The following is a 26526-nucleotide window of genomic DNA, read 5'->3' as shown; positions in this document are numbered from 1 at the left end:
CACAATCTGATGAATTTGATTATCCCGCGCCTAGAAAGTATGATTAAAGGAACTTATTAGTTACGAAAGGAGAATCCACCATGAGCCAAACCGATTATCAGGGCAAACTGGATGAATTCCGTAAATACATACGTAAAATCAAACATTATGAAGAGGCAGTCGGCCTTATATATTGGGATTTACGCACGGGGGCGCCTAAGAAAGGCATGAATGAGCGTTCCGAAGTGATTGGAGAACTCTCTACCGAGGCTTTCAAACTATCTGTTTCCGATGAGATGGGCGAATATCTCGATTACTTTACTGAACCGGACCACCAACAGCAATTGGATGAAACGAATCAGCGCATCGTAGGCGAAGCCAAGAAAGAATACGACCGCAGCAAGAAAATTCCGCCTGCGATGTACCAGGAATACGTGGTTCTGACTTCTCAAGCCGAAAGCAAGTGGGAAGAAGCGAAGGAAACGTCTGATTTTGCTATGTTCCAGCCTTACCTGGAAAAAATCGTAAATACAAATTTGAAATTTGTCGAACTTTGGGGTTACGAAGGGCACAAATACAACACGCTTCTGGATATGTACGAACCCGGAATGACGGTTGAGAAATTGGATGAAGTGTTCAGCGCTCTTCGTCAAGAAGTTGTTCCGCTTCTGGCAGAGATTCAAAAGGCGGAGAAGCCGGATCGTTCTTTCCTGCGCCAAAAATTCGATGCCGCTAAGCAGAAGCAGTTCAGCCTCTTTATATTGAAGGAACTCGGATATGATTTCGAGGCAGGGCGCCTGGATGAGACGGTTCATCCTTTCGCGACCGGACTCAATCCCGGCGATGTACGCATCACGACCCGTTATCTTCCGGAGGATGCGACGAGCGCTCTGTTCGGGACGATCCATGAATGCGGCCACGCGCTGTATGAGCAGAATATTTCCCCGGATCTGATCGGGACGAATTTATGCACGGGAACTTCAATGGGGATACACGAGTCACAGTCCCGTTTCTGGGAGAACATGGTGGGGCGCAGCCGTGAGTTCTGGTCCCGCTATTACGGCGACTTGCAGCGTACGTTCCCGGGGCAGCTGGACGATGTGTCGGAAGATGCTTTCTACAGGGCGGTCAACCACACCGAGCCTTCTCTAGTACGAATCGAAGCGGATGAACTGACCTATAACCTGCATATCATGATTCGGTATGAAATTGAAAAAGGCCTGTTAAGCGGAGAATTCACTGTGGCGGATCTGCCGCAAGTCTGGAATGCCAAGTATCGTGAATACTTGGGGGTAGAGCCGGACAATGACGCAGAAGGCGTCCTTCAGGATGTTCACTGGGCAGGAGGGTCGTTCGGTTACTTCCCATCCTATGCCCTTGGCAACATGTATGCGGCGCAATTCGCACATACGCTTCGCCAAGAAATTCCTCAGTTCGATGAGCTTCTGGCAAAAGGGGATTTCGCCCCTATCAAGGAATTCTTGTCCGAGCATATTTATAAATACGGCAAATCTCAGACACCAAACGAAATTATACGCCGTGTGACCGGCGAGGATCTCAATCCTCAGTATCTGGTCGATTATTTGAAAGACAAGTACAAACCGTTATACGGTTTGAGCTAAGGCAGGTTGAATCCTGCTGCAGTAAGTCAGACCCTATGAATAGATATGGATTCTGAATAGACAGAGTATCTTCCCTCCGGATCCCTGCTTGACCAGACCTTTAACGGTTCTGGTTAAGCAGGGATTTTTATTTTCCAAACAAATAGCGGCAGTCTAGGGTTTAAATTTCGAGAATTCCTCCTAAAAGTGTTTTTTTATTGACGGAGTGTTCGTTTATTAACCAACGAATTCTCATTCGCATATGTTGACAGTAAGTAGGAATGAATTGGAGGAGACGCCATGAAACGAAGATCTATCGTCTTCCTCCTGCTGTCGGCGTTGCTGTTGGCGGGATTGATTCTGCCGGGCTGCTCGAAACAGGAAGAAGTCAGTACAATCCGGGTCGGTGAAGTTACGCGTTCCATCTTTTATGCGCCGCAGTATGTCGCGCTTTCTCAAGGTTTTTTTAAGGACGAGGGACTGGAAATTGAACTGATAACAACGGCCGGGGGAGACAAAACGATGACCGCGCTCCTGTCAGGCGGTATTGATGTAGGCCTCGTCGGTTCCGAAACCTCCATTTACGTGTATCAGCAGGGAAGTGATGATCCTGTCGTCAATTTTGCGCAGATGACCCAGACAGACGGAACTTTCCTCGTTTCGCGTGAGCCGAATCCTGATTTTAAATGGGAATTGCTGAAGGGCAGCACTTTCCTCGGTCAGCGAAAAGGCGGAATGCCGCAGATGGCGGGAGAGTTCACACTCCGTAAGAATGGAATCGATCCTCATCGGGATTTGAATTTGATTCAGAACATTGATTTTGCCAACATCGCTTCCGCCTTTTCATCCGGTACGGGTGAATATGTACAGCTCTTTGAACCGCAAGCATCTGTTTTTGAAAAAGAAGGCAGAGGCCGCGTAATGGCGTCTTTCGGAGTGGAAAGCGGGAAACTGCCTTATACGGTGTTTATGGCAAAGCAAAGCTTCATAAAGCAGAACCCTAATGCGGTGCAGAAGTTTACGAACGCCGTTCAGCGTGCTCAGCTATGGGTGGATCAGAAGAGTGTTAACGAGATTGCAGATGCAGTCCTTCCGTATTTTGAAGATACAGATATCGAGATTGTGAGAAGTGTAATAAAGCGCTATAAAGAGCAGGGCTCCTACGCCACGGATCCCGTCATTGATGAACAGGAATGGAACAACTTGCAGGATATCATGACTCAGGCGGGTGAATTGAAGCAGAGAGCGCAGTGGAACAAGCTGGTGGATAATACGTTCGCCGAGAAAGCGAAAAGCACGGTGAAATAAGTGCGGATGCAATCCTGCAGTTGGTACAGAGAACGAACAGGGCTTCAAGAAACTGACAGGGTTTTCTGTAAAGGCGGGAAATCCCTGTTTCTATTCTGCAGGATGCCTTGCCGCAAAGGAGGAATGAACATGGAGGCTACGGTACAGATCAGCGGAATGTCCCACGTGTATGTGTCCGATGATCAGGCGAATATGGCGCTCGAGGATGTTCAATTAACGGTTCATCCGGGTGAATTCGTGAGTCTGCTCGGTCCGAGCGGCTGCGGCAAAACCACCTTGCTGTCCATTATCGCCGGCCTTATCCAACCGACTCAAGGAGAGGTGCGGATCAACGGGAAGTCGATTACATCTCCGACACCGGAAGTTGGCTATATGCTGCAGCAGGACTATTTGTTCCCGTGGCGGACCATTTATGATAACAGCATCATCGGACTTCAACTGCTAGGCCGCCTTAATATGGAGACGGAGGCTTATGTGGCTCATCTGCTGGAGGAGATGGGGTTATCCCGGTACCGGACGTACCGGCCATCCCAGCTGTCCGGCGGGATGAGGCAGCGTGTCGCCCTGGTCCGCACGCTTGCCACCGAACCGGAACTTCTGCTGCTGGACGAACCCTTCTCCGCTCTTGACTACCAGACCAAGCTGCAGTTGGAAGATCTCGTCATTCAGACACTCCATGATCGAGACAAAACCGCCATTCTCGTAACCCATGATATTACGGAAGCCATCGCGATGAGTGACCGGATTATTCTGCTGGAGCCCAGGCCGGGGCGTATCCGGCGGGAAATAGTGATTCCGGAAGAAATCCGGCGGACCTTGCCGCTCCAGGCGAGGGAAATACCGGGGTTCCACGAATTGTTTCGCGATATATGGCGGGAATTCGAGCTTATGGGCGGAAAGGGGGAAGAGGCAGGAAGATGAGGAACGCAAATTTGCAGGATCTGCCTGAGAATGCCGCAGGCGGGAATAATCTGCCGGAGAGGATTCATACGGCCCATTTGGTTCGCAAGCGCAAAGTGGCGGTGAATGTCCGAGTGACACAGCTGATCATTTTGATTGCCAGCCTGGGACTATGGGAAGTTGCTGGACGCTTGAAATGGATTGACGTTCTGTTGTTCAGCTATCCGAGCAAGGTGTTTGTTCTGCTGGGCACGAAAATCGCGGATGGTTCTATTTTCCCGCACATGGGCTATACGGTAGTGGAAACGGTAGTCGGATTCATTCTAGGGACGCTGTGCGGTACGGCTCTGGCTATGCTTCTCTGGTGGTCGCCTTTTCTGTCACGTGTCCTCGACCCCTACATTGTGGTGCTGAACTCGATGCCCAAAGTGGCTTTGGGACCTCTGTTTATCGTGGGTTTCGGTCCGGGTATCCTGTCCATTGTCGCTACAACACTGTCTGTAACGGTCATCATTACGACCCTTGTCGTGTATGGAAGTTTCCGTGAGGTCGATGACAACTATGTTAAAGTCGTGCGGATCTTCGGAGGAACCCGGAGCGAGGTGTTCCGTCACGTCATCCTGCCGGCATCTTTTCCTACCATTGTGGCTACTTTAAAAGCGAATGTGGGGCTTGCATGGGTAGGCGTCATAGTCGGTGAGTTTCTTGTTTCTAAAATGGGACTGGGGTACTTGATTGTCTACGGCTTCCAAGTGTTCAACTTCACACTGGTGATGGCAAGCCTGGTTGTTATTGCGCTGGTAGCTACGGTTATGTACCAGGCTGTCGTTTATTTGGAGAAAAAGCTGATTTCCCGGAGGTAACGTGCGTTATGACATCGGGATAGCATGGAAGCGCGGACATATTCCGGAGGCAGGATCTAACATGATAAGAGCCTGCTGGAAGCAGGCTCTTATACTGGGAATGGATAGTGGATCAGAATTCGGATCAACCTAGGAGTGGAACTGCCGGAATACATAACATGCCTTCTCTTCCATGGATTCCGAATCTTCAAGCCAAGTGATTATTTCAGGAAGTCGGTCAGTTGGTTGTAGGACAAGTAAATCAGCCAGACGGTTGCAAGTATGGCGAGCATATTCGTCACCAGACTGTTCTTATGTGAGCCGACGACCTTCTTATTGTTCCCGAGCAGAAGCAGAACAATGGCGATTAGCGGGGCACCCAGTACCGTGGTAGCTTGAGCAACCACGATTAGCTGGATCGGGTTGACCTGGAGCACGGCGGCAACGACTGTACTGAGGATAAGCAGCAGGGAGCCGAGCACTTTCACGCTGCGGTCATTGAGCGTGCGGCCCCAGCCGAACCCGTCTGAGAGCATCATGCCGCCCAGTACGGCATTAGCCACGAAGGACGAGAATGAAGCGGCAAAGAGTCCGAGCAGGAACAGCCATTTGGCGAGTGGTCCGAGCAGCGGCTCGAGCTGCACAGCCATATCGACCGCGCTGTCTACGGTGATGCCTTTGGGCGCAAGCACCGCGGCGGACGTGATCATGATAATGAGGCTCAGTAAGCAGAGAATGGTAATGCCGATCAGTGCGCTTGCATTGCTTTTGCGCAGGTCAGGCAGCTTCCAGCCTTTGCCTTGCACCATGTATGCCTGGCCTGCTGCTCCGGCGATACTGAAGCTTGTAGCCGAAATAGCGACGACCAATCCCCATATTTTGGGGGTGGAAGGAACCAGACCGGACGCCAGAGCTCCCAGATCCGGCGTGATTTTGAATAAATTGCCGACAAACGCGACGATCATCAGAATGACCATCAGCATCATAATTTTCTCAAGCATTTGATAAAAGTTATTTGATGTCCATAAGAAAACCAGCGTAATGACGAGGAAGATGAAGGCCCACAGCGCAATTCCGCCGCCAAACATAGCATCGAACGCCAGCCCAACGCCTATATTGTTCCCTGTCTGGAAGCCTCCCGTGATGAGGAAGACGCATACGCCGATCAAGACTGCCAGCCAGCGTCCGTAATGACGGGAAACCAGGGAAAGCAGGGATTCGCTGCTTAGTACGCCGATTTTGCCTGCTATAACCGTGTAAGCGGACATGAAGATAGCTGCCGCCACCAGCGCCCATACAATTGTATACTCCATCAGTGCACCGGATTTGCTGCTGACTGTGATGCTTCCGGGACCGATAACCGTAGCGGCTGTGATAAAGCCTGGGCCAAGCAGGGCCAGAAACTGTTTCCAACCATTCGTTTTTTGTAAACCCTCACGACTTGTAACCGTTTTCAATTTACTCATTGATGATACCCCTCCTGTTCACAACTTAATGAAGTCATCACCTGCTTGAACCGACTATATCAAAAAGAATTCGAGGTTAAAAGTCTTTAAGTTGTCACGAATTAGTCCGGATGAAACTGAAATCGGTACCTGATAACAGGATGGGGCCAAGCGGAAAACTTGAACCCGGCAGCCGAACATGGAATAATCAATAAAGGAAAAATCCACTATACGGAGTTAATATTCATGAATATTCCTTTTATTGGCATTCGCGTACTTAAAACGGCCCTAGCCGTCATTGTTTCCATTCTAATAGCCGGGTGGATTGGTTTAAGCAGCCCCAATTCCGCCGGGCTTCTTGCTATCCTGGGCGTGCAAGTAACCAAACGAAGAGGGATCAAGAACGCTTTTCAGCGCATTGCTGCTTCGATTCTCGCTGTTCTTTTTGCGTCTATTCTTTTTTCATTACTCGGTTTTAGCGTGTGGGTGCTCAGCTTGTTCGTACTTCTTGCCTTTCCGGTCCTGCACCGGATGAAATTGAGCGATGGCGCGGTCACTGCTTCTGTCACGATGTTTCATATTTACAATGCACAAACGGTCAGTGCGGATCTGATCCTGAATGAAGTGCTGCTGCTCATAATCGGGTTAGGTAGCGCCACACTGATCAATATCGCGTATATGCCGAAGCCGGATAAGATGATGATGGATCATCGCAGCAAGGTGGAGGGGCTTTTCTCTGTCATCTTCCTGCATATTGCGGAGCATCTGAGGGACACCCATGCCGTCTGGGACGGCAAAGAACTGCTTGAATTGAACGAAGTCCTGAAGGCAGGGACAGAGACAGCCGAGCGGTCTCTCGAAAATGCACTGCTTTTCGGTACGGAAGCCTATGCCGATATGCAGCTTTATTTCTACATGCGAAGTGAACAGTTTGAATCCATAGAACGAATGGTGGGACTTGTCTCACAGGTCAGCCAGGAGCTGCCGATCGGTGAAAGTCTGGCTTCTATTTTTGAAGAGCTCAGCATGGATTGTAAGGTAGACTATTATACGGGCCGCTGCGAGAAGAAAATACATGTGCTTGAAAAGGAGTTCAAAACACAGCCTCTGCCGCGCACTCCTGCGGAGTTCGAGGTTAGGGCTGCCCTGCTGCATCTGACCCGGGAACTTCATCAATATCTCATTACGGCCAAAAAGCAAAAAAAACAGAAGCCCGCGGCTGCACGCTCCTGAAAAGCAGCTTTAAGAGAAGAAAGTTGAAGAGGGCCGCGCTAGAGCGTGCGGATCTTCCAAATCCATGCGGATTATAGAGAATAAGGTACTCACAGCATTGTGTTTCTTTGAAAAGTAGATAGGGGACTAGGGTAACGAACCGGATAAGAAATAAAGAAAACAGGTGCCTCTAAATTGAGGCATCCGTTTTTAGTTACGGCTTCATAATTACCATTAATGATCTATGTGGCTCGCTTTTCATTTGTACTGATTTGTTTCCATTCATTAAATATAGAACCGGAATGCTTGGATTTATGCGGGTTTTACAAAATATATGGATTAGATTGCATTCGTTCAATCAACAAACGCCTATGTCCTGCATACACTTGTAATGAATGATTGCATGGAGGAGGTTGAAAGGATGTCAATAGATAGAAATTTGCAAAGCAGAGAGATCCTCGTTAAAGCTGTCTGCGGCAAAGGACGCAAATTTTCGCACGTAAGCCATACCGTGACTCCGCCTCATGCTCCAACCAGTATCTTAGGCGCTTGGATTATTAACAATCAATACGAAGCCGTCAAGTCTGGAGAGGGAGTCGAGGTCGTCGGTACTTACGATATCAACATCTGGTACTCGTATGATAAGAATACGAAAACCGATGTCGCGAAAGAAACGGTTTCTTATGCGGAGGTAGTTGGTTTATCGTATCTGGACAAAAGACACAAATCGTCGACGGCAGAGGTTTCCGCGGTTGCGACGCAGGAACCTAACTGTGTAGAGGCAAGTATCGCCGGAGGCGGGAACGTGCTGATTCGCGTAGAGCGCGAGTTTCATGTAGAGCTGACGGCCGAAACGAAGGTGCACGTCATTGTAGACCCTAACGGTGGGGACTACGAGGAGAAGCATGTGGACTTCGATCTGATCGGAGATGACAGTGACTTCGAAGATTTGAATCCCGACCTGCTCGACGACGATATAAACTAAAGAATACATTATAGTATGCGGCAGATGAAGCTGCTGCAGAGGGCGATTGCCCTCTTTTTTGTTTCTCTGGCGCAAATGGGCATCCGGGAGGAATGAGGAATGAAGGTATTCGTTCTATATGCGGAGGAAGATACGAGGACAGCCAGGCTGCTTGCAAAAGAACTGGGTAAAGCGGCCGGAACGACAATTCCCGGTTATCCTTCCGCTTTAATTATATGGGGGCTGCCGGCGGAGGAGCAGAGCAGTGCGTTAATTTCTTCTTCTATAAAAAGAGTCCTGCAGTCACCAGGCGCAATACAGCTGGCTCTTGACAAAGAAGCAGCTTCGAAGCAATTAGCCGTTCACGGCATAAGAACTTCCCATCGGCCCGGGACTGATGATCTGCCCAGGTCCGGGTCTGCTGCGGCTGAACGTGGAACCGGTATTTCCCTGCACGGCTTGAGTGAGTACGGGTCACGGACTGGTGTAACCTCGTCTTCTGAGGGCCGCAGGGACTCCCGGAATTATACTCATGAATTCCAGGTTCATGTATTTCATATGGAGGTTCTTACGGTTTTTCAGCGGAAGAATTCCCTGCTGCTTCCGGGTCTTGCCGGAAGTGACGCCCCGAGCTTCCAGGAAGTCGGAGCGGACCGGCATACCTTTCATTACCAGCGGGCGGTCCGAGAATCTGTGAAGGCCGTGTATGCGCTTGGCCTGGACTATGGACACGTACACGTGGCGATTGAGCCGTCCGGCCGCACGGTGGTGCTGCGCGTGCACCCCGTCCCTGCGCTGGATGCCAAGCTTGCGGCGCTTTATGCCCGCGCAATCGAGCGCTATGCGGCGAGTCTCGCCGAAGAGCTTGCCCGGACAGAGCCCGCGGTACTCGGCAGCGATCCCGAGTTCCTGCTGCTCAGTCCGGGCGGGAAGGTCGTCTCCGCCTCCAAATATTTGGGGCGGGAGGGTCAAGCGGGCTGCGATGCCATCGTGCTCAGCGGCCACCGCGTCATTATGCCGCTGGCCGAGCTTCGTCCGCAGCCGAGCAGTGATCCGGCGCAGCTCGCGGCTAATCTGCGCACTGCGATGATTGCCGCTGCCCGGCAGATCGGCAACGAGAGCCTCGCATGGGTAGCCGGGGGGATGCCGCTGCCCGGCTTTCCGCTCGGCGGGCACGTACATTTCAGCCGCTGCTGGCTGAATACTCATCTGCTGCGCGCGCTCGATAACTACCTCGCGCTGCCTCTCATGCTGATCGAAGGGGAGTCAACCGCGCGCCGCAGACCGCGTTACGGCCTGCTGGGCGATTACCGCCGCCAGCGCAGTCACGGCGGCTTCGAGTACCGCACGCTGCCGAGCTGGCTCGTCTCCCCGCATGTTACGCTCGGAGTGTTTGCTCTAGCCCGGCTGATCGCGGACGGATACGAGGAGCTCCGCCAGCGGCCTTTAGACGATATAGCGCTTCAGCGGGCGTATTATCAAGGGGAGAAGAAGCTCCTTGCCGAAGCGGTTGAAGGTCTCTGGCCCGATCTGGAGAAGGCCGCTCTTTACAAGGAGTTTGCACGCTATATCAAACCGCTTCAAAAACAGATCCGGCAAATGGAAGGTTGGCGGGAACTGACGGATTTTCGGCCCGCCTGGAAAATCCGGCCCTTTAGCCGTAAAGCAGATGACAGGCAGGAAAACATGGTATAATGAAAACATTCTAGGGCAGCATTACTAGCTGGACGTTTGTCGGAGGTTAACATGACTCAAACTCAATATACGCCAATGATTCAACAGTATCTGGCAATTAAGGCTCAAGTGCCGGATGCTTTTTTGTTTTTCCGCTTGGGAGATTTCTATGAATTATTTTTCGAAGACGCCATTTCCGCATCCAGAGAACTGGAAATAACCTTGACGGGCCGCGGCGGCGGCGGGGATGAGCGCATTCCGATGTGCGGAGTTCCCTATCATTCTGCGGATAACTATATTTCCCGTTTGATAGAAAAAGGTTTTAAAGTCGCGATCTGTGAGCAGGTCGAAGACCCGGCGGCTGCAAAAGGTGTCGTACGGCGTGAAATCGTCCGCATTGTGACACCGGGCACCGTTATGGACGGCAAAACGCTCGGAGAGACGAGTAATAATTACATAGCGGCCGTATCTATCGCTGACGGGCGCTACGGGTTTAGTGCTTGCGACGTATCTACGGGAGAGCTGTATGCAACTTCGCTTCACAGCTCTTTTCAGATGTTGATCGACGAACTGAACGCCTATACGCCTACGGAGATTATCGGGCAGGAAGAACTGCTCGAACAGGTTCGGAAACCGCTCCTCCAGACGGCCAAATCCGCTGTCTTTACTTCCTGGGATCGTCTGGGTGACGATCACCTGCATGCGCAGTTTGGAGTTCAGGCAGTCGAAGCTCTGGATGTTTCTTCCAGGCTTGCTGTATCGGCCCTGCTCGCTTATTTGCTAGAGACTCAGAAGCAGAGTCTTACGCATATCAAAGAAATACGCGCTTATTCCCCGCAGCAGTTCATGACGATGGATCCTTTTACCCGCCGTAATCTTGAACTGGTCGAAACCGTCCGAGAGCGCAGCCGCAAAGGTTCTTTGCTCTGGCTCCTGGATGAGACGGTGACGGCAATGGGCGCGCGAATGCTCAAGCGGTGGATCGAGAAACCGCTGATGCAGGCGGAGGCGATCCGCAGCAGACATGATGCGGTAGACATCCTGTATAACCAGATTATGCTGCGCGACGATCTGCAGAGCGTGTTGAAGGAAGTCTATGATCTGGAGAGGCTTGTTGCCAGGATGGCTTACGGCAGTGCCAATGCCCGTGACATGGTAGCTCTCCGGGTTTCCCTGGAGCAGGTTCCGCGCCTCAAAGCCGTGTGCGCGGATGCCGGTGCCTCTGTACTGGAGAAGCTGGTGGAAGACATGGACCCTTGTTCCGATATCGCGGACTGGATACGCAGTACCATAGAAGACGAACCGCCCGTCTCTGTCCGGGACGGCGGGATGATCCGCGAAGGTTGCCACGATTATCTGGATCAGCTGCGTGAAGCCAGCACGAACGGCAAGCGCTGGATTGCCGAACTGGAAAGAAGCGAGCGGGAAGCAACCGGTATCCGCACACTTAAGGTCGGCTACAACCGGGTGTTCGGGTATTACATTGAAGTTACCAAAGCCAATGTAGGCGCGCTGCCTGAGGGGCGCTATGAGCGCAAGCAGACACTTGCCAATGCGGAGCGCTTCGTCACACCGGAGCTGAAGGAGAAGGAAGCCTTAATCCTGGAGGCGGAGGACAAACGGACCGATCTGGAGTACGAATTGTTCGTGCAGCTGCGCGAGCGTATTTCGGACCAGACCGGACGGCTGCAGAAGCTGGCTGAAGCGATTGCGGAGCTGGATGTGTACCAGTCTCTGGCAACCGTCAGCGCATCTAACCGCTTCACACGTCCCGAGATCAGTGACGGCTATGACCTGCTGGTCGAGGAAGGACGTCATCCGGTCGTTGAAGCCGTACTCGACAGCGGAGCTTTCATCGAGAATGAGACGAAGCTCACTGCCGATGACGGCAGCATGCTGCTCATTACCGGTCCTAATATGGCCGGTAAAAGCACCTATATGCGGCAAGTGGCCGTGATCTGCCTGATGGCGCAGATCGGCTGCTTCGTTCCCGCCCGCAGCGCGGTTGTGCCGATCATCGACCGCATCTTCACGCGCATCGGCGCAGCGGACGATCTGATCGGGGGCCAGAGCACGTTCATGGTCGAGATGATGGACATCCAGATCATGACGGAGAAAGCGACCGCCCGCAGCCTCGTTATTATCGATGAGCTGGGCCGGGGCACTTCTACGGGCGAAGGAATGGCGATCGCCCAAGCCGTGATCGAGTTCCTCCATCACAAGATTGGCTGCAAGACACTCGTCTCGACCCATTTCCACGAACTGGCTCACTTGGAAGAGACGCTGCCGCAGCTGCGCAATTACTGCATGGCCGTCAAAGAAAGCGGGCAGCAGGTAACCTTCCTGCGCAAGCTGATCCGTGGCGCCGCCAGCACAAGCTACGGCATCTACTGCGCAGAAATTGCGGGACTGCCGGATACCATCATCACCCGCTCTTATGAGCTGCTGCAAACTTTTGAGACGAGAGCAGCGCTTGGATCGGGAGAAGAAACAGCCGCACCTTCCGGTGAGAAAGCGCCCGTTCGAGCAGGTATACGTTTAAGAAGTACCCCTGCAGATAAGCAGCAGGCGGAGCCGGAATTTACGCAGGGCGCTGAACCGCATGTAATTGCAGATATGAGACCGGAAGCGGGGGGAAATGCATCTTCTGCAGCAGCTTTTGAACAGCTGAGTCTTTTTGGCGAACCGCAGCCCAAGCAAGTAAGCGCCAAGCCGGACTCCAAAGTCCAGTCGGTTATCGATCAGCTTAAATCGCTGGATCTGCTGAACATGACCCCGCTTCAGGCGATTAATGTGATGCATGAGCTTAGAAAGAAGCTTCAATAGTCTCGTTTATGGATTCCAACTGTTCACAGCGGATACACCCTTGACCCTACAACATGAGCATGCTGATGAAGTTAACCTGTTATTATTTTCTTAATCTTATAAAAGGGTGATTTTCGATGGCTTTTACCGGATTCCGTAAATTCAAAACAGCCCTTCTTCTGGCAGCTGCAATTGGAGGCGTACTTCCCGCTTCGGCCGCATGGGCGCAAGAAAGCGCACAAATCACACAAGAGGTCAGAGAACTTCTTGGTCAATATCATGTCAGCGGCATCAAGGACAGCCAACTGAAGGGCAAGAGCATTGAGGAAATGATTGACCTTCTTAAGAAGAAAGATCCTTATACGGTATATTTTACGAAAGAAGAATTGAAGAAGTTCACGAACAATCTGGAAAGCAACTACTATGGGATCGGTGCTCAAATGGGCATGGATGAACAGGGGATTTACGTAGATAAAGTGTTTGAAGGATCACCAGCCGAGAAGAGCGGTTTAAAGAAAGAAGATTATATTGTGAAGGTCGAAGGAGTTTCTGCCCAGGGCAAAAGTCTCGATGAGGTCGTCAACACCATCCTCGGACCCGATGGAACGAAGGTCAAACTGACGATTGACCGTGAAGGCAAGAAGATGGATATGACGATCACCCGTGGCATGATTCAGATGCCCAACGTAACGAGTTACCTGCTGACACCGTCAATCGGGTATATGGATATCGACAGTTTCTCAAGCGACTCGGACGAGCTGTTCCAAGCTCACCTGGATGCGCTTCAAGAGATGGGCATGACCTCACTTGTCATTGATCTTCGCGATAATCTTGGCGGACTGGTCGAGTCGGCTCAGAATATCGCTTCCAATTTTGTGGAACAAGGTGTCTTTGCCCATACGAAAAACCGGGATGGACAGGACAACCCGATTGAGATTACTAAAGGCAGCAAACTGAATGTACCTGTCTATGTGCTTATGAATGAAAATAGCGCAAGCGCATCTGAAATGCTGGCGGGTGCTCTTCAGGATTACGGAGCCGCTAAAGTTGTCGGGATGCAAAGTTATGGCAAGGGAAGCATGCAGAGCGTGTACAGCCTGAGTGACGGCAGTGCGCTTAAAGTGACGATAGAGGAATATTTAACCCCTTCGTTGAAGCCTGTTAACGGGGTAGGCATCCATCCTGATGTAAAATCAGACGGCTACACGGCCCAAATGATTACGGCCCTCCGCAAAGCCGGTCTCACGGAATTCCGTGTTGAGGTGGGCAAGCATGATGTGACGCTTAATCAGATTGAAGTCACTGAACCTCATAGACCTATCCGTGAGAAGGGTCAAGTCTATGTGGCTTCGCGTACGCTGGCAGCGCTCATAGGCGCTGATATCGAGTGGAACCAGGGGATACAAGGCGTTGAAATTCATCTTTCACCGGGCAGTAAATCGACCTTTGCTTTATCCGCAGGGAGCCTGCTGCTTAAAGACGGGACGAGCTATATTAATCTTGATAAATTTGATGACAAATACCCTCAGCTGCAGTGGACGGATGCTAATAACCTGCTGCAGCTCGACATAGAATAGGAGTAGATTCAGATGGGCAAAATTCGGCTTCTAGATGAGCATATCGCCAACCAAATCGCAGCCGGCGAAGTTGTGGAACGACCTGCGTCGGTCGTGAAGGAACTGGTCGAGAACTCAATTGACGCCGGAAGCAGCCGTATCGATGTTATTGTGGAAGAAGGCGGCCTTCAATTAATCCGGGTGACGGACAATGGTGCCGGAATTGAAGGCGAAGACTGTGAGATGGCTTTTTTCCGTCATGCGACGAGCAAAATCAATTCCGGCAAGGATCTGTTCTCGATTCGTACCTTAGGCTTCAGGGGAGAGGCGCTGCCCAGTATTGCTGCCGTATCCAAAACCGAAGTGATTACAGCGACAGATGGCAGCGGCTTGGGCCGCAAACTGGCCGTAGAAGGCGGCCATGTTGCGGCGCATGAAGAAGCAGCCGCCCGCAAAGGTACCGATATTTCGGTCAAAGAACTGTTCTATAACACACCGGCACGTCTGAAATACATGAAGACGATCCAAACAGAACTAGGGCACATTTCGGATTATATGTACCGGCTTTCTCTGGCGCATCCCGATATCGCCTTTACCTTGAAGCATAACGGGAACACGCTTCTGCAAACTCTGGGCAAGGGAGATCTCCTCCAGGTAATCGCCGGGGTATACGGTTCGGCAGTCGGAAAGCAGATGCTTCCCGTGGAGGAAGAGAGCCTGGATTATAAAATCAACGGCTATATTTCCCGTCCCGAGCTAAACCGGGCTAACCGCAGCGCCATTTCGATCATCATTAACGGCAGGTATGTAAGAAGCTTTGCCGTTCAGCATGCGATTATGAACGGGTATCATACTCTGCTGCCGATTAACCGCTTTCCGGTGGTTATACTTCATATAGAGATGGACCCTTCGCTGGTGGATGTCAACGTGCACCCTTCGAAGCTGGAAGTACGTTTCAGCAAAGAACCGGAATTAATCCGTATGGTTGAAGATTTGATCAAGCAAGCGCTCGGCCAGCAGGTTCTTATACCCAAAGGCGTACAGCAAACCGCGCGCATCAAAGAGAGCTTCGTGCAGGAGACGATGACGCTTTACCGTCCCGAAGCCGAGCCGCTTCTCCAGGCAGGGACCACTCCTGCCAAGTGGAGGGAGCAGTACAAGCCGGATACGGCAGCTTGGGATAACAAGCAGCTGCAGAATCAGCGGCCGGCGCCGGCATCGCCGGGAATTGATCCGCAAGCGGATGTTGTTCCCGGCCCGCCCGGGATGACAGAGGCGGCAGATGCCCCTCGGCCCGGACAAGCGGAGCGGCCCCAAGCAGCTCGGGAGGAACGCGCCGATGCCGCCGGCGGTCCCGGGCACTTGGGCGGCGATACCGCGCCTGCAAGCGATGGCATCGCTGCTGGTCATGCGACCGCCGGCTTAGAAGCCGTCCGATCCGCAGCCGTGGGGGATTCGGCTGGGGGAGCAGGCGATGCCCAGGATGCCGCAGCAGGCAGTCCGCAGCAGCAGCGTCCCGGCAGCGACCCCGCGTCATCGCGCGAGCACGCCCCGGGCGCGCCGACAGCCGGGCAGCCGATGGCTGGGGCTGCGCAGCGCGGTCTCGGCGCAGCTCCGGACGCACCTGCCGGGCAGAGCACGGACGCTTCTGGCGGAGCGTCCGTACCGTGGCCGGATGCTCCGCCACCCGAGCCGCCGGCAGGACTCGGCGGAGGCTCCGGCCATGAGCCGCAGGCTCCGCATCGCAGCGCCGAGCGCCGGATGCAGCCTCAAGAGCGCCGGGCCAGCCAGGAAGAGCGGCCCTTCTCCCGTGAGGCTGCGGGGAACCTGATGTCTTCGCTGCACACCCGCAGCGACAAGGAAGCCCTCCGGCGGCCGGATTTTCCGTCCCTTGCGCCGATCGGTCAGCTGCACGGCACGTATCTCCTTGCCCAGAATGAAGCCGGGCTGTATATGATTGACCAGCACGCAGCGCATGAGAGGATTAACTACGAGTACTATTACACGAAGTTCGGCGAGCCTCAGGAAGCCAGCCAGGAACTGCTCGTGCCGATTCCGCTCGAATTTACTTCTGTCGATTTTATTGCCCTCCAGGAGAAGCTTCCGCTTCTTGAACAAGTAGGCGTTTATCTGGAAGCTTTTGGGGGTAATACGTACCTGGTAAGGGCGTATCCGCACTGGTTTCCGGCAGGGGATGAGCAGAGCATTGTGGAAGAAATGTGCGAGTGGATTTTAACGGAACGCAAGGGAGTCGACCTCTCGAAGCTGCGGGAAAAATCTTCGACCCTTTGCTCGTGCAAGGCTTCCATTAAAGCGAATCAAAGCCTGAGCACAGCGGAGATGGAAGCCTTATTGGACCGGCTGGGAAGCTGTATGAACCCGTACACTTGTCCGCATGGAAGGCCGGTTGTGATTTCTTTTTCAACCTATGAGTTGGAAAAAATGTTTAAACGCGTCATGTGAACGTCCGCTGCATGACAGCGCTTTGGTTCCGATAATAGATATTTTCCAAAGATAGGATGGACGATAATGATGCCTGGGCAGGGCATTTTGACGGGTTCTGAGCATTATGATATGTTGTACATGTCTGACGAACCGGCATCTTTACGTGTCGAAGATGCATATTTGGCTACTATATGAATGAGGGAATATTCGTGCTTGTAACTACTTCTTATGATCCGTCAAATGAAGAATTGGAAGAAGCGGTGAGCCTCGCTCAAACACTGGGTGCCCGTTTGGTGCGCAGGGGTCACAGCGGGCTTTCCAAACTCCGGTCCCGTTATTCCGATGACGAAATTATGCTGGTGACCCGTGACGGTCTGCGCTTTGATTACGGAGGCGACCATCCGCTTTTCTTCCATCCGAGCATGTCTCTGGTGCGCTACAAAAGAATTCGCCAGAACATGCCCGACGCTCTGCTCCAGCTGTCCAAGGCCAGGCCAGGGGATGTTATAGTCGATTGTACCGCGGGTCTGGCCTCGGACTCGATTATTTTCTCCTATGCCGCCGGGCCGAAGGGTCAGGTTATTGCCTGGGAGAACAGCCCTGTACTCGCTTCTCTCTTAGAAGCAGGTCTTCGGACTTATGTGACCGGACATGCTGATTTTGATGACGCTATGAGGCGTATCGAAGTCCGGTATGGCGATCATCTGACGGGTCTGCGCTCCATGCCGGACCGAAGTTGTGATATCGTGTATTTCGATCCCATGTTCCGAAGTCCAATTGAGCAGTCGTCGGGGATTTCACCGCTGCGAAGTACTGCTGATGACCGTGCTCTTGAGGCTGCTGCAGTCATGGAGGCCAGGCGGGTTGCAAGACGCTGCGTTATTCTCAAGGAAAGCAGAGAGAGCAGTGAATTCACCCGGCTTGGCTTCAATGAAGTCACGAACTCCGGAGCTAAACTTGCCTACGGGGTGATTTCATGCTGAGTACAAGGAATGCAAAGCCGCGTCTGCTGGCCCTAATCGGGCCTACAGCGGTAGGGAAAACGAAATTGAGCCTGGAAATTGCGGAGCAATTTGGCTGTGAGATTATTTCCGGGGACTCCATGCAGGTCTACCGCGGGATGGATATCGGAACCGCGAAGATTACGCCCGAGGAAAGACAGCGTGCCGTGCATCACATGATCGATATCCATGAACCGGGTTACCCGTTCTCGGTTGCCGAGTTTCAGCAGTGTGTCCGTGAGCTTGTTGCGGAGATTACAGCACGCGGCAAGCTTCCATTTCTTGTTGGAGGAACGGGGCTGTATGTAGAATCGGTCTGCTATGAGTATCAATTCCTTGAAGTGGGAGCGGATGAAGAATTCCGTCAGAGTCAGCATTTGTTTGCGGAGGAGCAGGGGGATGAGGCTCTCCACAGGAAACTGCAGGAGGTAGACCCTGGTTCTGCCGCAAAATTGCACCCCAATGATAGAAGAAGGGTCATCCGCGCTCTGGAGGTATACCATTTGACAGGCGAGCCGCTTTCCGTTCATGCAGCCTCCCAGAAAAAAGAATCACCGTACGAACTCTGTATAGTCGGTCTGACTATGGACCGCCAGCAGTTGTACAGCCGGATCGAAGAGAGAATCGACATCATGATGGCTGAAGGGCTTGTGGATGAGGTCCAAAGGCTGCTGGAGAGCGGAGTACCCCGCGGATCAGTCGCGATGCAGGGCCTGGGCTACAAAGAGATAGTCTCTTACCTGGACGGAGAGATTACGCTGGATAGAGCCGTAGAGCTTCTCAAACGCGATACTAGACATTTTGCCAAGAGACAGTTGTCCTGGTTCCGCCATATGCGCGATATTCAATGGATCGACGTTACCGAACCCTCAAACTTTTCTAGGCATCTCGATAAATTCCGTGATATAATAACAGGAAAGTTTGTACACGATAACGAATATAATGCATAAGCAAACGCTTGCTTTTAGAAGCAGCCTAGTTTGAATATGTTAAGGGGGACCCTTCTGATGAAACAGTCGATTAATATTCAGGACAATTTTCTGAACCAGCTCCGCAAAGAAAGCATTCCCGTTACCGTATATTTAACAAACGGGTTTCAAATCAGAGGGTTGATTCGCGGATTTGACAATTTTACCATTATTATTGACAGTGACGGACGTCAGCAAATGGTTTATAAGCATGCCATTTCGACTTTCACGCCGCAGCGTCCCGTTTCACTGATGCCGCAAGCTACAGATCCAGCATCGGCAGAATAAGGAAGCAGAAACTTTTTGACCGCGAGATTCGTATATAACTAAAGAACCGTCCGGAACAACCTTATTCCATAGGGTTGTTCTTTTAATAGGACGGCATATTTGCAAGGCGGCCTGCCCCAGAGAGAGAGCCATTGCACAGAAAGAGAGGGAGCAAGATGGCACCAAGCAATAACAATAATAACAGCAAGAAACCCCCTGTAAAGAAGAAGAAGAAAAAAACGAGCGGTATGAAGGTATTACTGGGCCTTGTTATCGCCGCCCTTCTTGCGCTGATATGCGCTTTGGGTATTTATTTGGTCGTTTATATGAACGGGGTTAAAATTCTTCGCGAGAACTTCGATAAGCTCGAGGATCCGCTCAATGCTTCCGTAATCTATGATTCCGGAAACACCGAGATCGCGAAGCTGATAAAAGAAAACCGGGAGAATGTGAAATTCGAAGAATTCCCCGATATGCTGGTGAAAGCTTTCGTCGCTACCGAGGACCGCAGGTTCTGGGAGCATGGCGGGGTTGATATTTGGTCGATCGGCCGGGCGGTAGTCAAGGACGTAATCGCAAGAAGTGCGGTTGAGGGGGCAAGTACCATTACCCAGCAGCTTGCGAAGAACGTATTCTTGAATTCGGATAAGACTTTTTTCCGTAAAGGTACCGAGATGTCGATTGCCCTTGCCCTGGAGCAGGAGAAAACCAAGGAAGAAATTCTTGAGAAGTATTTAAACCGGATCTATTTCGGCAGTCAGGCTTATGGGGTTAAGGCCGCCTCCAAACGTTATTTTGGTATAACGGATCTGAGACAGCTGGAGCTTTGGCAGATCGCGACTCTGGCAGGCTTGCCTAAGGCCCCATCCAAGTATTCGCCAATTTCTGATCCGGAGGCTTCCAAAGAAAGACGCGAAGTTATTCTGAGACTGATGACCGATCAGGGCATTATTACGGAAGAACAGCGTGCTCAGGCTGCTGCGGTAGATTACAATCCCGAGACAGCTACCTCGATTGCGCAGGTTAACATGTTCCCGACCTTCCGTGACTATGTGATTAAGGAAGCCAATGACAAGTATGGCGTTACTGAAGAACAGATTTCCAACGGTGGTTATAAAATCTATACGACCATGAACAGTGAAGCTCAGAAGGCTATGGACAAAGCCTATACGAATGCGAAGCTGTTCCAGCCAAACGGTCCCAAGCAGCCTATGCAGAGCGCCATGGTTATTGTGGATAACACTAATGGCGGTATTGTTGCCATGATCGGCGGCCGGGATTATAAGCCGGGTACTTGGAACCGCGCGATTAAACCGAGACAGCCCGGATCTGCTTTTAAACCGGTTGTCGTGTATGCGCCTGCCATCGAAAAGAAGGGCTATTTGCCTTCTTCCATCCTGGACGATACGAAGCAGGAATTTAACGGATACAATCCGCGTAACTATGACGGCCGGTACTTGGGCCAGGTTGATATGACGTACGCTATCAAGAAATCCAAGAATATTCCGGCGGTCTGGCTCCTGAGTAAGATCGGTATCAGCACAGGCAAGCAGTTCGCTGAATCTTTGGGTCTGACCTTTGATGAGAAAGATAACAACTTAGCGATTGCACTGGGCGGTATGACCCGCGGGGAATCCCCGTTGCAGATGGCTCAGGCCTACTCGGCTTTTGCCAATAACGGGGTGCTCAATCCGTCTTTTGCCATTCTCAAAATCGAGAAGAGCGACGGTACGCTGATCGAGCATAAGCCGGAGCCTAAAAAAGTAATGAGTGAAAAGACTTCCTGGTACATGACGCAAATGATGCAGGAAGTATTAGGGGATGGCGGTACAGGAGTTAAAGCTAACTTCGGACGTCCGCTGGCAGGTAAGACGGGTTCCACGCAGTTAGATTTGAAAGGGCTCGAATCGGATTACAGAGATATCTGGTTCGTCGGTTATACCCCGCAGTGGACGGGAGCCGTATGGACAGGATTCGATGAAACGAATCCGCAACATTACGTGCGTAAAGCCTATTCAGATCGTGCCAACATGATTTTCAGTGCTGTTATGAGCGAAGCCATGAAAGGGATGCCTGTCAAGGGATTTGAGCGTCCAAGCGGCGGCAAACCGATCGAGACTCCTAAACAGGATATCAACACTGTAACCGATTTGAGGGCCCGGTTTGAAAATAATACGGTCCGCTTAAGTTGGTCCGCGGCGAACGGTGCGGATTCTTATCAGGTATTCCGCAAAGGGCCTGAAGGAGACTTTGTTCCAATTACTCCATCGAACACGACGGAATATATCGATCAGGCTGTACAGCCTGGAGCCTCTTATCAGTATTATGTCGTTCCGGCTAATGGTGAAGCGGCCGGTGTTCAATCCAACGTAGCCTCAGTTACAGTGCCAGGCGAAGTAGCTCCGACGCCGACACCATCGGATCCGAATGAAAACGGGAACGGTGAAGGAAACGGAAATGGCAACAATGGAAACAATAACGAAAATGGAAATACCGGTAATAATGGTAATAACGGAAACAATGAAAACAACGGCAACAATGGAAATAGCGGTAATAACGGCAATAACGGCAATAATGGCAACGGGAACAACAATTCCGGCAGCGGGAACAACGGAGATCAGGAAGATAACGGCAATGGTGAGCAAGGGAATACGGCTTCCCCTTCGCCAACACCATCTGCTCCACCCGTTTCCCCCAAACCTAAACCTGGTCAAGGGGGAGCAGCAACTGAAAAACCGCCTGCCTCTGGTGCGGGAAATCCTCCAGATACGAGCGTAGGTACAGAGGGCAGATAACTAAGAATTCTCGTTACCACGAGAACAGATAACTATGAATTCTCGTACCATTTAGAACAGATAACTATGAGAACTCTCGTTGCCAACAGGTAACGAGAGTTTTTTTATACATTTTCTGTATTTTCTGTTGCATTTCTTATTAAACCGAGTATAATACTTGGTAAAGGACGACAGGAGATGCTGATGATGAGATCACCCTTAAGAAACGAATTATCCCGGATATGGGTGGATGATCATCTGGATCTCTACAATATGGCCAGCTTGTTAGGTGATAGAGCTTGGCAGGAACATATTCTTGCTGCTCTGGCAGAACGAGAAGAACATGTTCAGCGTTATTATCTGGAAACGATCAGAAGAGAATTATGGCAGAAGTTTGATGCTATCAATCAGAAAATGCTGGATTTGTTTGAAGAATTGAAGATGACCGAGGACAGTCATAAGCAGGAACAATTAAGAGAGCAAATGTGGGAACTTAAAACGATGCGGGTTGAAATCACGAGGAAGATCAATTCGTATAGCTGAATTTGAACATAAAAAAAGACATGCGGTGGACCGCTCTGCCGTGGAAAGAATGAAGTTCCGAATTCATTGTGGGATGAATAAGGAAGCGATCGTATAAATTATTACCTATGATTACATAGACATTTGTTTCATGTTGCTCATCATTTTCATCATCATAGTCATCATTTCATCGCATTCTTGCATTTTGTTCATCATCATATCCATGTCCATCTCAGGCATCATGTTCTTTTCAGTCATGCAGCCCATCATCATTTTCATGGAGTTCATTTTGCACATCATGTCATCCATGCACATGTTCATCATCATTTGCATACACATTTTTTCCATCTGAATTTCCTCCTTTCTGTATGGGTTATTTCTGCTACTCTAGTAAAATACCTCATTTACCAAAAAAAGGCAAGCGTTTTGAGAGTATTTCTAAAAGAATCCGATGTCTATTCTGTGAAAATGATCCGAAACGGCTTATTTAACCCAGACAAGGATACACAAATCAAATAGAGCAGCCCCTAGGGCATGGGTTCGGTACTGTACCGGGCTCATGTCCTTTGGCTTTGTTTTAGAAGCACCAGGAAGTCCTCCATGACAGATGACTGACATCTTTCCTCTAAATAAGCAAAGACGGCTTCTAATTTTTCTTCATGTGCATATGTAGTCAAAAAAACTGCACCTCCAATTGTTAGGTGATGTCTAACAATTGGGGTGCAGTTCACACTTATAGGTTTAACCGTTTACGACAGTTCCCCCGTTAATATGAAGAATCTGTCCTGCCATATAAGAGGAGTCATCGGAAGCGAGGAACACATAGCTTGGCGCCAGTTCCTCAGGTTGTCCGGCTCTCTTCATAGGCGTGTCCGATCCGAATTCAGAAACTTTTTGCTTATCGAATGTAGAAGGAATGAGAGGGGTCCATATCGGCCCTGGCGCGACTCCGTTCACACGAATTCCTTGGTCGATCAGAGACTGGGACAGCGCTCTCGTGAAGGAAACGATCGCTCCCTTGGTCGAAGAATAATCAATCAGTGTAGGATTGCCTTTATAGGCGGTAATGGATGCTGTATTAATAATGGAACTTCCGCGCGATAAGTGAGGAAGTGCTGCTTTCGTCAAATAGAACATGGAGAATATATTGGTCCGGAATGTTTTCTCTAACTGCTCGGCTGTTATATCTTCGATGCTATTCTGCGGATGCTGCTCTGCCGCATTATTAACGAGAATATCGAGCTTACCGAATTCCGCTATGATTTTCTCTATGGTTTCTTTACAGAAAGACTCGTCCCCGATGTCACCGGGAATCAGAAGACACTTTCTGCCCTCCTGCTCGACTAGAGAACGGGTTTTCTCCGCATCCGAATGTTCATTCAAATAGACAATGGCTACATCAGCGCCCTCTTGGGCATAGGCGACCGCAACTGCTCGTCCTATTCCGCTGTCTCCACCCGTAATCAGTGCTGTTTTGCCCTCCAGTTTACCTGCTGGGCGGTATTTGCGGTCCTGATACTGTGGCTGCGGATCCATTTGAGTCTCGATACCCGGCTGGTTATTTTGATGCTGCGGCGGAAAGGTTTGCTTCTGCTGGTTGTTAGATGTCATGACAATCGTCCCCTTTCTTGTTCCTTGTAATAGAATTCCGAAATTCCGGAATTTTCATACCCCACCATAACGTGCGGCAAGTTACACAAAGATCCGGCACACATCCGCCCGTTTACATAATCTCTAACGAACGAGTTAGTCTGCCCATAGACGCGCAGATTAAAACAAACTCATTTGTGATGTCATGCGCCTATGTCTCTTTTACCACACAGCCAGTGAATTTAAACGAACCGGTTTATTTGTAAAAATACAATAAATGGAATGGTTATACATGAATATTTTATGAACGTGCATTCGCTGGTAAAGGTGCAGTCTGAGTTTGGAGACAAGTTTTGTTTTTGACAAGGAATGATTTAAAATAGGAGGTAAACCAGCAAGACGATAATGGAGGGTACTATGCTTTTTATTGATAACGAGAATATAACCAAACCACAAATAAATCTGGCTATCGAAGAGTACGCACTGAAGTATTTGCCGGAAGACGAGACGTATCTTCTTTTCTATATAAATGAACCTTCCATCATTATTGGCAAAAATCAAAACACGGTGGAGGAAATTAATGCGGAGTATGTGGAGGATCACGGGATTCATGTAGTCAGGCGTCTATCGGGCGGAGGAGCCGTGTATCATGATTTGGGCAACCTGAATTTCAGTTTTATCACTAAAGATGACGGAGAGTCGTTCCATAACTTTAGCAAATTTACGGAACCTGTAGTGCAAGCATTGAAAAAGCTGGGTGTAGACGCGCAGCTCAGCGGACGAAATGATATTCAAGTCGGGGAACGGAAAATATCCGGCAACGCAATGTTTGCGACGAGAGGCCGTCTCTTCAGTCATGGAACCCTGCTGTTTGATTCGGAGATCGAACATGTTGTGTCGGCATTGAAAGTGAAACCGGATAAAATTCAGTCCAAGGGCATCAAGTCGATCCGCAGCCGGGTTGCCAACATCACAGAATTTCTCGATCAGCCGATAACGATTGAAGAATTCCGGGTGGAACTGCTCCAGAATATTTTCGGTATGGCCTTGGATGAAATTCCGCAGTATCAATTGACCGAGAAGGATTGGGACAATATTCGTGAACTATCCGCTGAACGTTATGCCAATTGGGACTGGAATTATGGAAAATCTCCTAAATCGGAAATTTCCAATTCTAAGCGTTTTCCGGTCGGGAATATCGATATTCGCATGTCTATAGAAGAAGGCTGTATCCGGCTTTTCAAAATTTATGGAGATTTCTTTGGGGTCAAAGACGTAGCCGAGATTGAGGAGCTTCTTCTTGGCGTCAAGTACGAAACCGAGTCGGTGTCCAAAGCGCTGCAAGAGGTGGATTTGACCTCTTTCTTCGGAGCTGTGGAGCGCAAGGACTTTATCCGGCTCATTATGCTGAAAGGGGAGGAGGCGTAATGCCTCGTTTGTTTGCGAAGCCTTCTCTGCCTGCTGCTTGCCCCCAGTGCAGCGGCAAACGGTATATCTCCTTTAACTGGACCCGCTTTCAGCATGGTGATGATGCGGAATCAAGGCAAGTGCAGCGTGCTCTTCGAATCAGCAAGCAGCTGAAGCACGGATGGCAGTATACGTGTGTTTCATGCGGCAGTGAGTGGTATTTGGGACGGGATGGCAATATGATGTCCTACATTCATCCATCCAAGGCTGGCCTAGTAGAGCGCTGGAATGCCGGCTCTTACCAATTGCCGGATGCTATCTGGGAATCGCTCCGACGAATCGGAGCGATTCCGCCAGCTCTGTCGGGCAATGGACACGGGCATGCGGAAGTTCCATGCCAAGTTAAGACCGTACGCGGAGAAATCTTCGATATGGCGTACGTGAGCTTTCAGAACAGGCCGCCTATTGATCTTTGGCAGGACGGTCGCCGCATCCGCTTTTGCGATGAGATTAAAGAAGTGTCGCCATCTGTCTATACGCTGCCTGCGGATGTTAGACTTGCGACCTCTCAGGCGCAAGAGATCCGAATGGGCTATGCCCCAACGACGATTCAATCCGCGGACGGACGGCTGTTTCAATTAAACTGGGCCAACGATTTTTTCGTGTCAGATCTATACCGCGGAGAAGATTTCAAACTGGCGAATTTGACAGGAGATTGGGAGCAGGCGGATATGGCCGGAGTTCCTTCCGAGCTGATTACGTATTTCGTTGCGGATTGGCGGCCCGATATGGCATCGGTTTATTTGAAACCGCAACCGGTTCAGAAGACGCCATCAGAGCCCGCTCAAGAGAAGGAAGGAACCATTGAGGGAACGGAAGATGCCGAAGGCAGTTATGATGCATTCAATAAGAATCCGGTTATGAACGCAGAAACGTACCCCGAAGAAGAATATACAGAGAATCTCGAAGAGAACGGCGTTGAAATCTTTGAAGGAATTCCAGAAGAATCACCTTCCGAGTTTAATTCAGACAAGCGGCAGGAAGACGAAGATGAGCTGCGGGACAAGCCCCGGCAGCCGGCACATAGTAAAAACGAAGTCCGGTAGCCGGAAAAGTACCAAGCCTTTATTTCTAAGACAAGCCGGGATCGAATAGAGTAATAGAGGGGCAATAGCCTCTCTTTTTTTCTTGGGCCGCTTAAGGGCAATAGGAGGGTGACGAATGGATTTTTCGTTAGGAAAGAGGTACAATCAATGTCATAAACTC

Annotated in this window: 20 protein-coding genes; 17 read left to right on the top strand and 3 right to left on the bottom strand. The window is 50.6% G+C overall.

What is annotated here, in order from left to right:
* Positions 1-80 precede the first annotated feature (80 nt).
* The 4 genes from EDM21_RS13070 to EDM21_RS13055 all read left to right on the top strand — a co-directional run bounded on the left by EDM21_RS13070 (position 81) and on the right by EDM21_RS13055 (position 4651).
* Positions 81-1601 (top strand): carboxypeptidase M32, encoded by a 1521-nt coding sequence (locus tag EDM21_RS13070; RefSeq protein ID WP_157336113.1) that lies wholly within the window; start codon positions 81-83, stop codon positions 1599-1601.
* Between the two features lie 279 nt (positions 1602-1880).
* Entirely contained in the window at positions 1881-2888 is a 1008-nt protein-coding gene (locus tag EDM21_RS13065) for an ABC transporter substrate-binding protein (RefSeq protein ID WP_157336111.1), read from the top strand.
* Between the two features lie 129 nt (positions 2889-3017).
* Positions 3018-3809, top strand: a complete 792-nt coding sequence (locus EDM21_RS13060) for an ABC transporter ATP-binding protein (RefSeq protein ID WP_201280792.1) — start codon at positions 3018-3020, stop codon at positions 3807-3809.
* Complete coding sequence (locus EDM21_RS13055; RefSeq protein ID WP_157336107.1) at positions 3806-4651, top strand: ABC transporter permease; 846 nt, start codon at positions 3806-3808, stop codon at positions 4649-4651. The genes EDM21_RS13060 and EDM21_RS13055 overlap by 4 nt, the downstream gene beginning before the upstream one ends.
* A gap of 200 nt (positions 4652-4851) precedes the next feature.
* Here the strand turns inward: EDM21_RS13055 and EDM21_RS13050 are convergent, their stop codons facing one another.
* Positions 4852-6096 (bottom strand): Nramp family divalent metal transporter, encoded by a 1245-nt coding sequence (locus EDM21_RS13050; protein WP_157336105.1) that lies wholly within the window; start codon positions 6094-6096, stop codon positions 4852-4854.
* A 225-nt stretch (positions 6097-6321) separates the two neighbouring features.
* On the opposite strand from EDM21_RS13050, the gene EDM21_RS13045 reads away from it, so the two are divergent.
* The 11 genes from EDM21_RS13045 (at position 6322) to EDM21_RS12995 (ending at position 22284) form a co-directional block, all read left to right on the top strand.
* The gene (locus tag EDM21_RS13045; RefSeq protein WP_157336103.1) at positions 6322-7308 is read left to right on the top strand and encodes an aromatic acid exporter family protein; all 987 of its coding nucleotides are present in this window, start codon (positions 6322-6324) and stop codon (positions 7306-7308) included.
* 400 nt (positions 7309-7708) lie between these two features.
* The gene (gene cotE / locus EDM21_RS13040) at positions 7709-8272 is read left to right on the top strand and encodes an outer spore coat protein CotE (protein ID WP_068775580.1); all 564 of its coding nucleotides are present in this window, start codon (positions 7709-7711) and stop codon (positions 8270-8272) included.
* Between the two features lie 99 nt (positions 8273-8371).
* Complete coding sequence (locus EDM21_RS13035) at positions 8372-9946, top strand: putative amidoligase domain-containing protein (RefSeq protein WP_157336101.1); 1575 nt, start codon at positions 8372-8374, stop codon at positions 9944-9946.
* 51 nt (positions 9947-9997) lie between these two features.
* Positions 9998-12751, top strand: coding sequence for a DNA mismatch repair protein MutS (mutS, locus tag EDM21_RS13030; RefSeq protein ID WP_157336099.1), 2754 nt, complete (start codon positions 9998-10000; stop codon positions 12749-12751).
* A gap of 116 nt (positions 12752-12867) precedes the next feature.
* Positions 12868-14307 (top strand): S41 family peptidase, encoded by a 1440-nt coding sequence (locus EDM21_RS13025; protein WP_157336097.1) that lies wholly within the window; start codon positions 12868-12870, stop codon positions 14305-14307.
* Positions 14308-14319: 12 nt separating this feature from the next.
* Positions 14320-16749, top strand: coding sequence for a DNA mismatch repair endonuclease MutL (gene mutL / locus EDM21_RS13020; RefSeq protein WP_157336095.1), 2430 nt, complete (start codon positions 14320-14322; stop codon positions 16747-16749).
* A 191-nt stretch (positions 16750-16940) separates the two neighbouring features.
* Positions 16941-17714, top strand: coding sequence for a class I SAM-dependent methyltransferase (locus EDM21_RS13015; RefSeq protein WP_166541983.1), 774 nt, complete (start codon positions 16941-16943; stop codon positions 17712-17714).
* Complete coding sequence (gene miaA, locus EDM21_RS13010; RefSeq protein WP_157336091.1) at positions 17708-18682, top strand: tRNA (adenosine(37)-N6)-dimethylallyltransferase MiaA; 975 nt, start codon at positions 17708-17710, stop codon at positions 18680-18682. The genes EDM21_RS13015 and miaA overlap by 7 nt, the downstream gene beginning before the upstream one ends.
* A gap of 57 nt (positions 18683-18739) precedes the next feature.
* Positions 18740-18988 (top strand): RNA chaperone Hfq, encoded by a 249-nt coding sequence (gene hfq / locus EDM21_RS13005; protein ID WP_157336089.1) that lies wholly within the window; start codon positions 18740-18742, stop codon positions 18986-18988.
* Between the two features lie 155 nt (positions 18989-19143).
* Positions 19144-21762: a transglycosylase domain-containing protein gene (locus EDM21_RS13000; protein WP_157336087.1), complete on the top strand. Its 2619-nt coding sequence runs from the start codon at positions 19144-19146 to the stop codon at positions 21760-21762.
* 186 nt (positions 21763-21948) lie between these two features.
* The gene (locus EDM21_RS12995) at positions 21949-22284 is read left to right on the top strand and encodes a hypothetical protein (protein ID WP_157336199.1); all 336 of its coding nucleotides are present in this window, start codon (positions 21949-21951) and stop codon (positions 22282-22284) included.
* A 111-nt stretch (positions 22285-22395) separates the two neighbouring features.
* Here the strand turns inward: EDM21_RS12995 and EDM21_RS12990 are convergent, their stop codons facing one another.
* Together EDM21_RS12990 and EDM21_RS12985 are read right to left on the bottom strand one after the other, a co-directional pair.
* Positions 22396-22611, bottom strand: coding sequence for a hypothetical protein (locus EDM21_RS12990; RefSeq protein ID WP_068775589.1), 216 nt, complete (start codon positions 22609-22611; stop codon positions 22396-22398).
* Positions 22612-23004: 393 nt separating this feature from the next.
* A complete protein-coding gene (locus EDM21_RS12985) occupies positions 23005-23874 on the bottom strand; it encodes an SDR family oxidoreductase (RefSeq protein WP_157336086.1) in 870 nt (289 codons plus the stop codon).
* Positions 23875-24270: 396 nt separating this feature from the next.
* On the opposite strand from EDM21_RS12985, the gene EDM21_RS12980 reads away from it, so the two are divergent.
* The gene (locus tag EDM21_RS12980; protein ID WP_157336084.1) at positions 24271-25281 is read left to right on the top strand and encodes a lipoate--protein ligase; all 1011 of its coding nucleotides are present in this window, start codon (positions 24271-24273) and stop codon (positions 25279-25281) included.
* Positions 25281-26366 carry a hypothetical protein gene (locus EDM21_RS12975; RefSeq protein WP_201280791.1) on the top strand — a complete coding sequence of 362 codons (1086 nt, stop codon included), beginning with the start codon at positions 25281-25283 and terminating at the stop codon, positions 26364-26366. Before EDM21_RS12980 ends, EDM21_RS12975 begins: the two co-directional genes overlap by 1 nt.
* Positions 26367-26526: the final 160 nt, after the last annotated feature.

Origin of the sequence: Paenibacillus lutrae (genome assembly GCF_009757775.1) — a bacterium.
Lineage (GTDB): Bacteria > Bacillota > Bacilli > Paenibacillales > NBRC-103111 > Paenibacillus_F > Paenibacillus_F lutrae.
Note: the sequence above shows the minus strand (reverse complement) of the source record. Positions and strands in the feature narration are given on the sequence as shown.

Excerpts from the sequence above, each read along its gene's own strand:
- hfq (WP_157336089.1), top strand. The coding sequence starts at position 18,740 with ATGAAACAGTCGATTAATATTCAGGACAATTTTCTGAACCAGCTCCGC.
- EDM21_RS13070 (WP_157336113.1), top strand. The coding sequence starts at position 81 with ATGAGCCAAACCGATTATCAGGGCAAACTGGATGAATTCCGTAAATAC.
- EDM21_RS12985 (WP_157336086.1), bottom strand. The coding sequence starts at position 23,874 with ATGACATCTAACAACCAGCAGAAGCAAACCTTTCCGCCGCAGCATCAA.
- EDM21_RS12980 (WP_157336084.1), top strand. The coding sequence starts at position 24,271 with ATGCTTTTTATTGATAACGAGAATATAACCAAACCACAAATAAATCTG.
- EDM21_RS13000 (WP_157336087.1), top strand. The coding sequence starts at position 19,144 with ATGGCACCAAGCAATAACAATAATAACAGCAAGAAACCCCCTGTAAAG.
- mutS (WP_157336099.1), top strand. The coding sequence starts at position 9,998 with ATGACTCAAACTCAATATACGCCAATGATTCAACAGTATCTGGCAATT.
- EDM21_RS13035 (WP_157336101.1), top strand. The coding sequence starts at position 8,372 with ATGAAGGTATTCGTTCTATATGCGGAGGAAGATACGAGGACAGCCAGG.
- EDM21_RS13025 (WP_157336097.1), top strand. The coding sequence starts at position 12,868 with ATGGCTTTTACCGGATTCCGTAAATTCAAAACAGCCCTTCTTCTGGCA.
- EDM21_RS13065 (WP_157336111.1), top strand. The coding sequence starts at position 1,881 with ATGAAACGAAGATCTATCGTCTTCCTCCTGCTGTCGGCGTTGCTGTTG.
- EDM21_RS13045 (WP_157336103.1), top strand. The coding sequence starts at position 6,322 with ATGAATATTCCTTTTATTGGCATTCGCGTACTTAAAACGGCCCTAGCC.
- EDM21_RS12975 (WP_201280791.1), top strand. The coding sequence starts at position 25,281 with ATGCCTCGTTTGTTTGCGAAGCCTTCTCTGCCTGCTGCTTGCCCCCAG.
- EDM21_RS13060 (WP_201280792.1), top strand. The coding sequence starts at position 3,018 with ATGGAGGCTACGGTACAGATCAGCGGAATGTCCCACGTGTATGTGTCC.
- cotE (WP_068775580.1), top strand. The coding sequence starts at position 7,709 with ATGTCAATAGATAGAAATTTGCAAAGCAGAGAGATCCTCGTTAAAGCT.
- mutL (WP_157336095.1), top strand. The coding sequence starts at position 14,320 with ATGGGCAAAATTCGGCTTCTAGATGAGCATATCGCCAACCAAATCGCA.
- EDM21_RS13050 (WP_157336105.1), bottom strand. The coding sequence starts at position 6,096 with ATGAGTAAATTGAAAACGGTTACAAGTCGTGAGGGTTTACAAAAAACG.
- miaA (WP_157336091.1), top strand. The coding sequence starts at position 17,708 with ATGCTGAGTACAAGGAATGCAAAGCCGCGTCTGCTGGCCCTAATCGGG.
- EDM21_RS12990 (WP_068775589.1), bottom strand. The coding sequence starts at position 22,611 with ATGGAAAAAATGTGTATGCAAATGATGATGAACATGTGCATGGATGAC.
- EDM21_RS13055 (WP_157336107.1), top strand. The coding sequence starts at position 3,806 with ATGAGGAACGCAAATTTGCAGGATCTGCCTGAGAATGCCGCAGGCGGG.
- EDM21_RS12995 (WP_157336199.1), top strand. The coding sequence starts at position 21,949 with ATGAGATCACCCTTAAGAAACGAATTATCCCGGATATGGGTGGATGAT.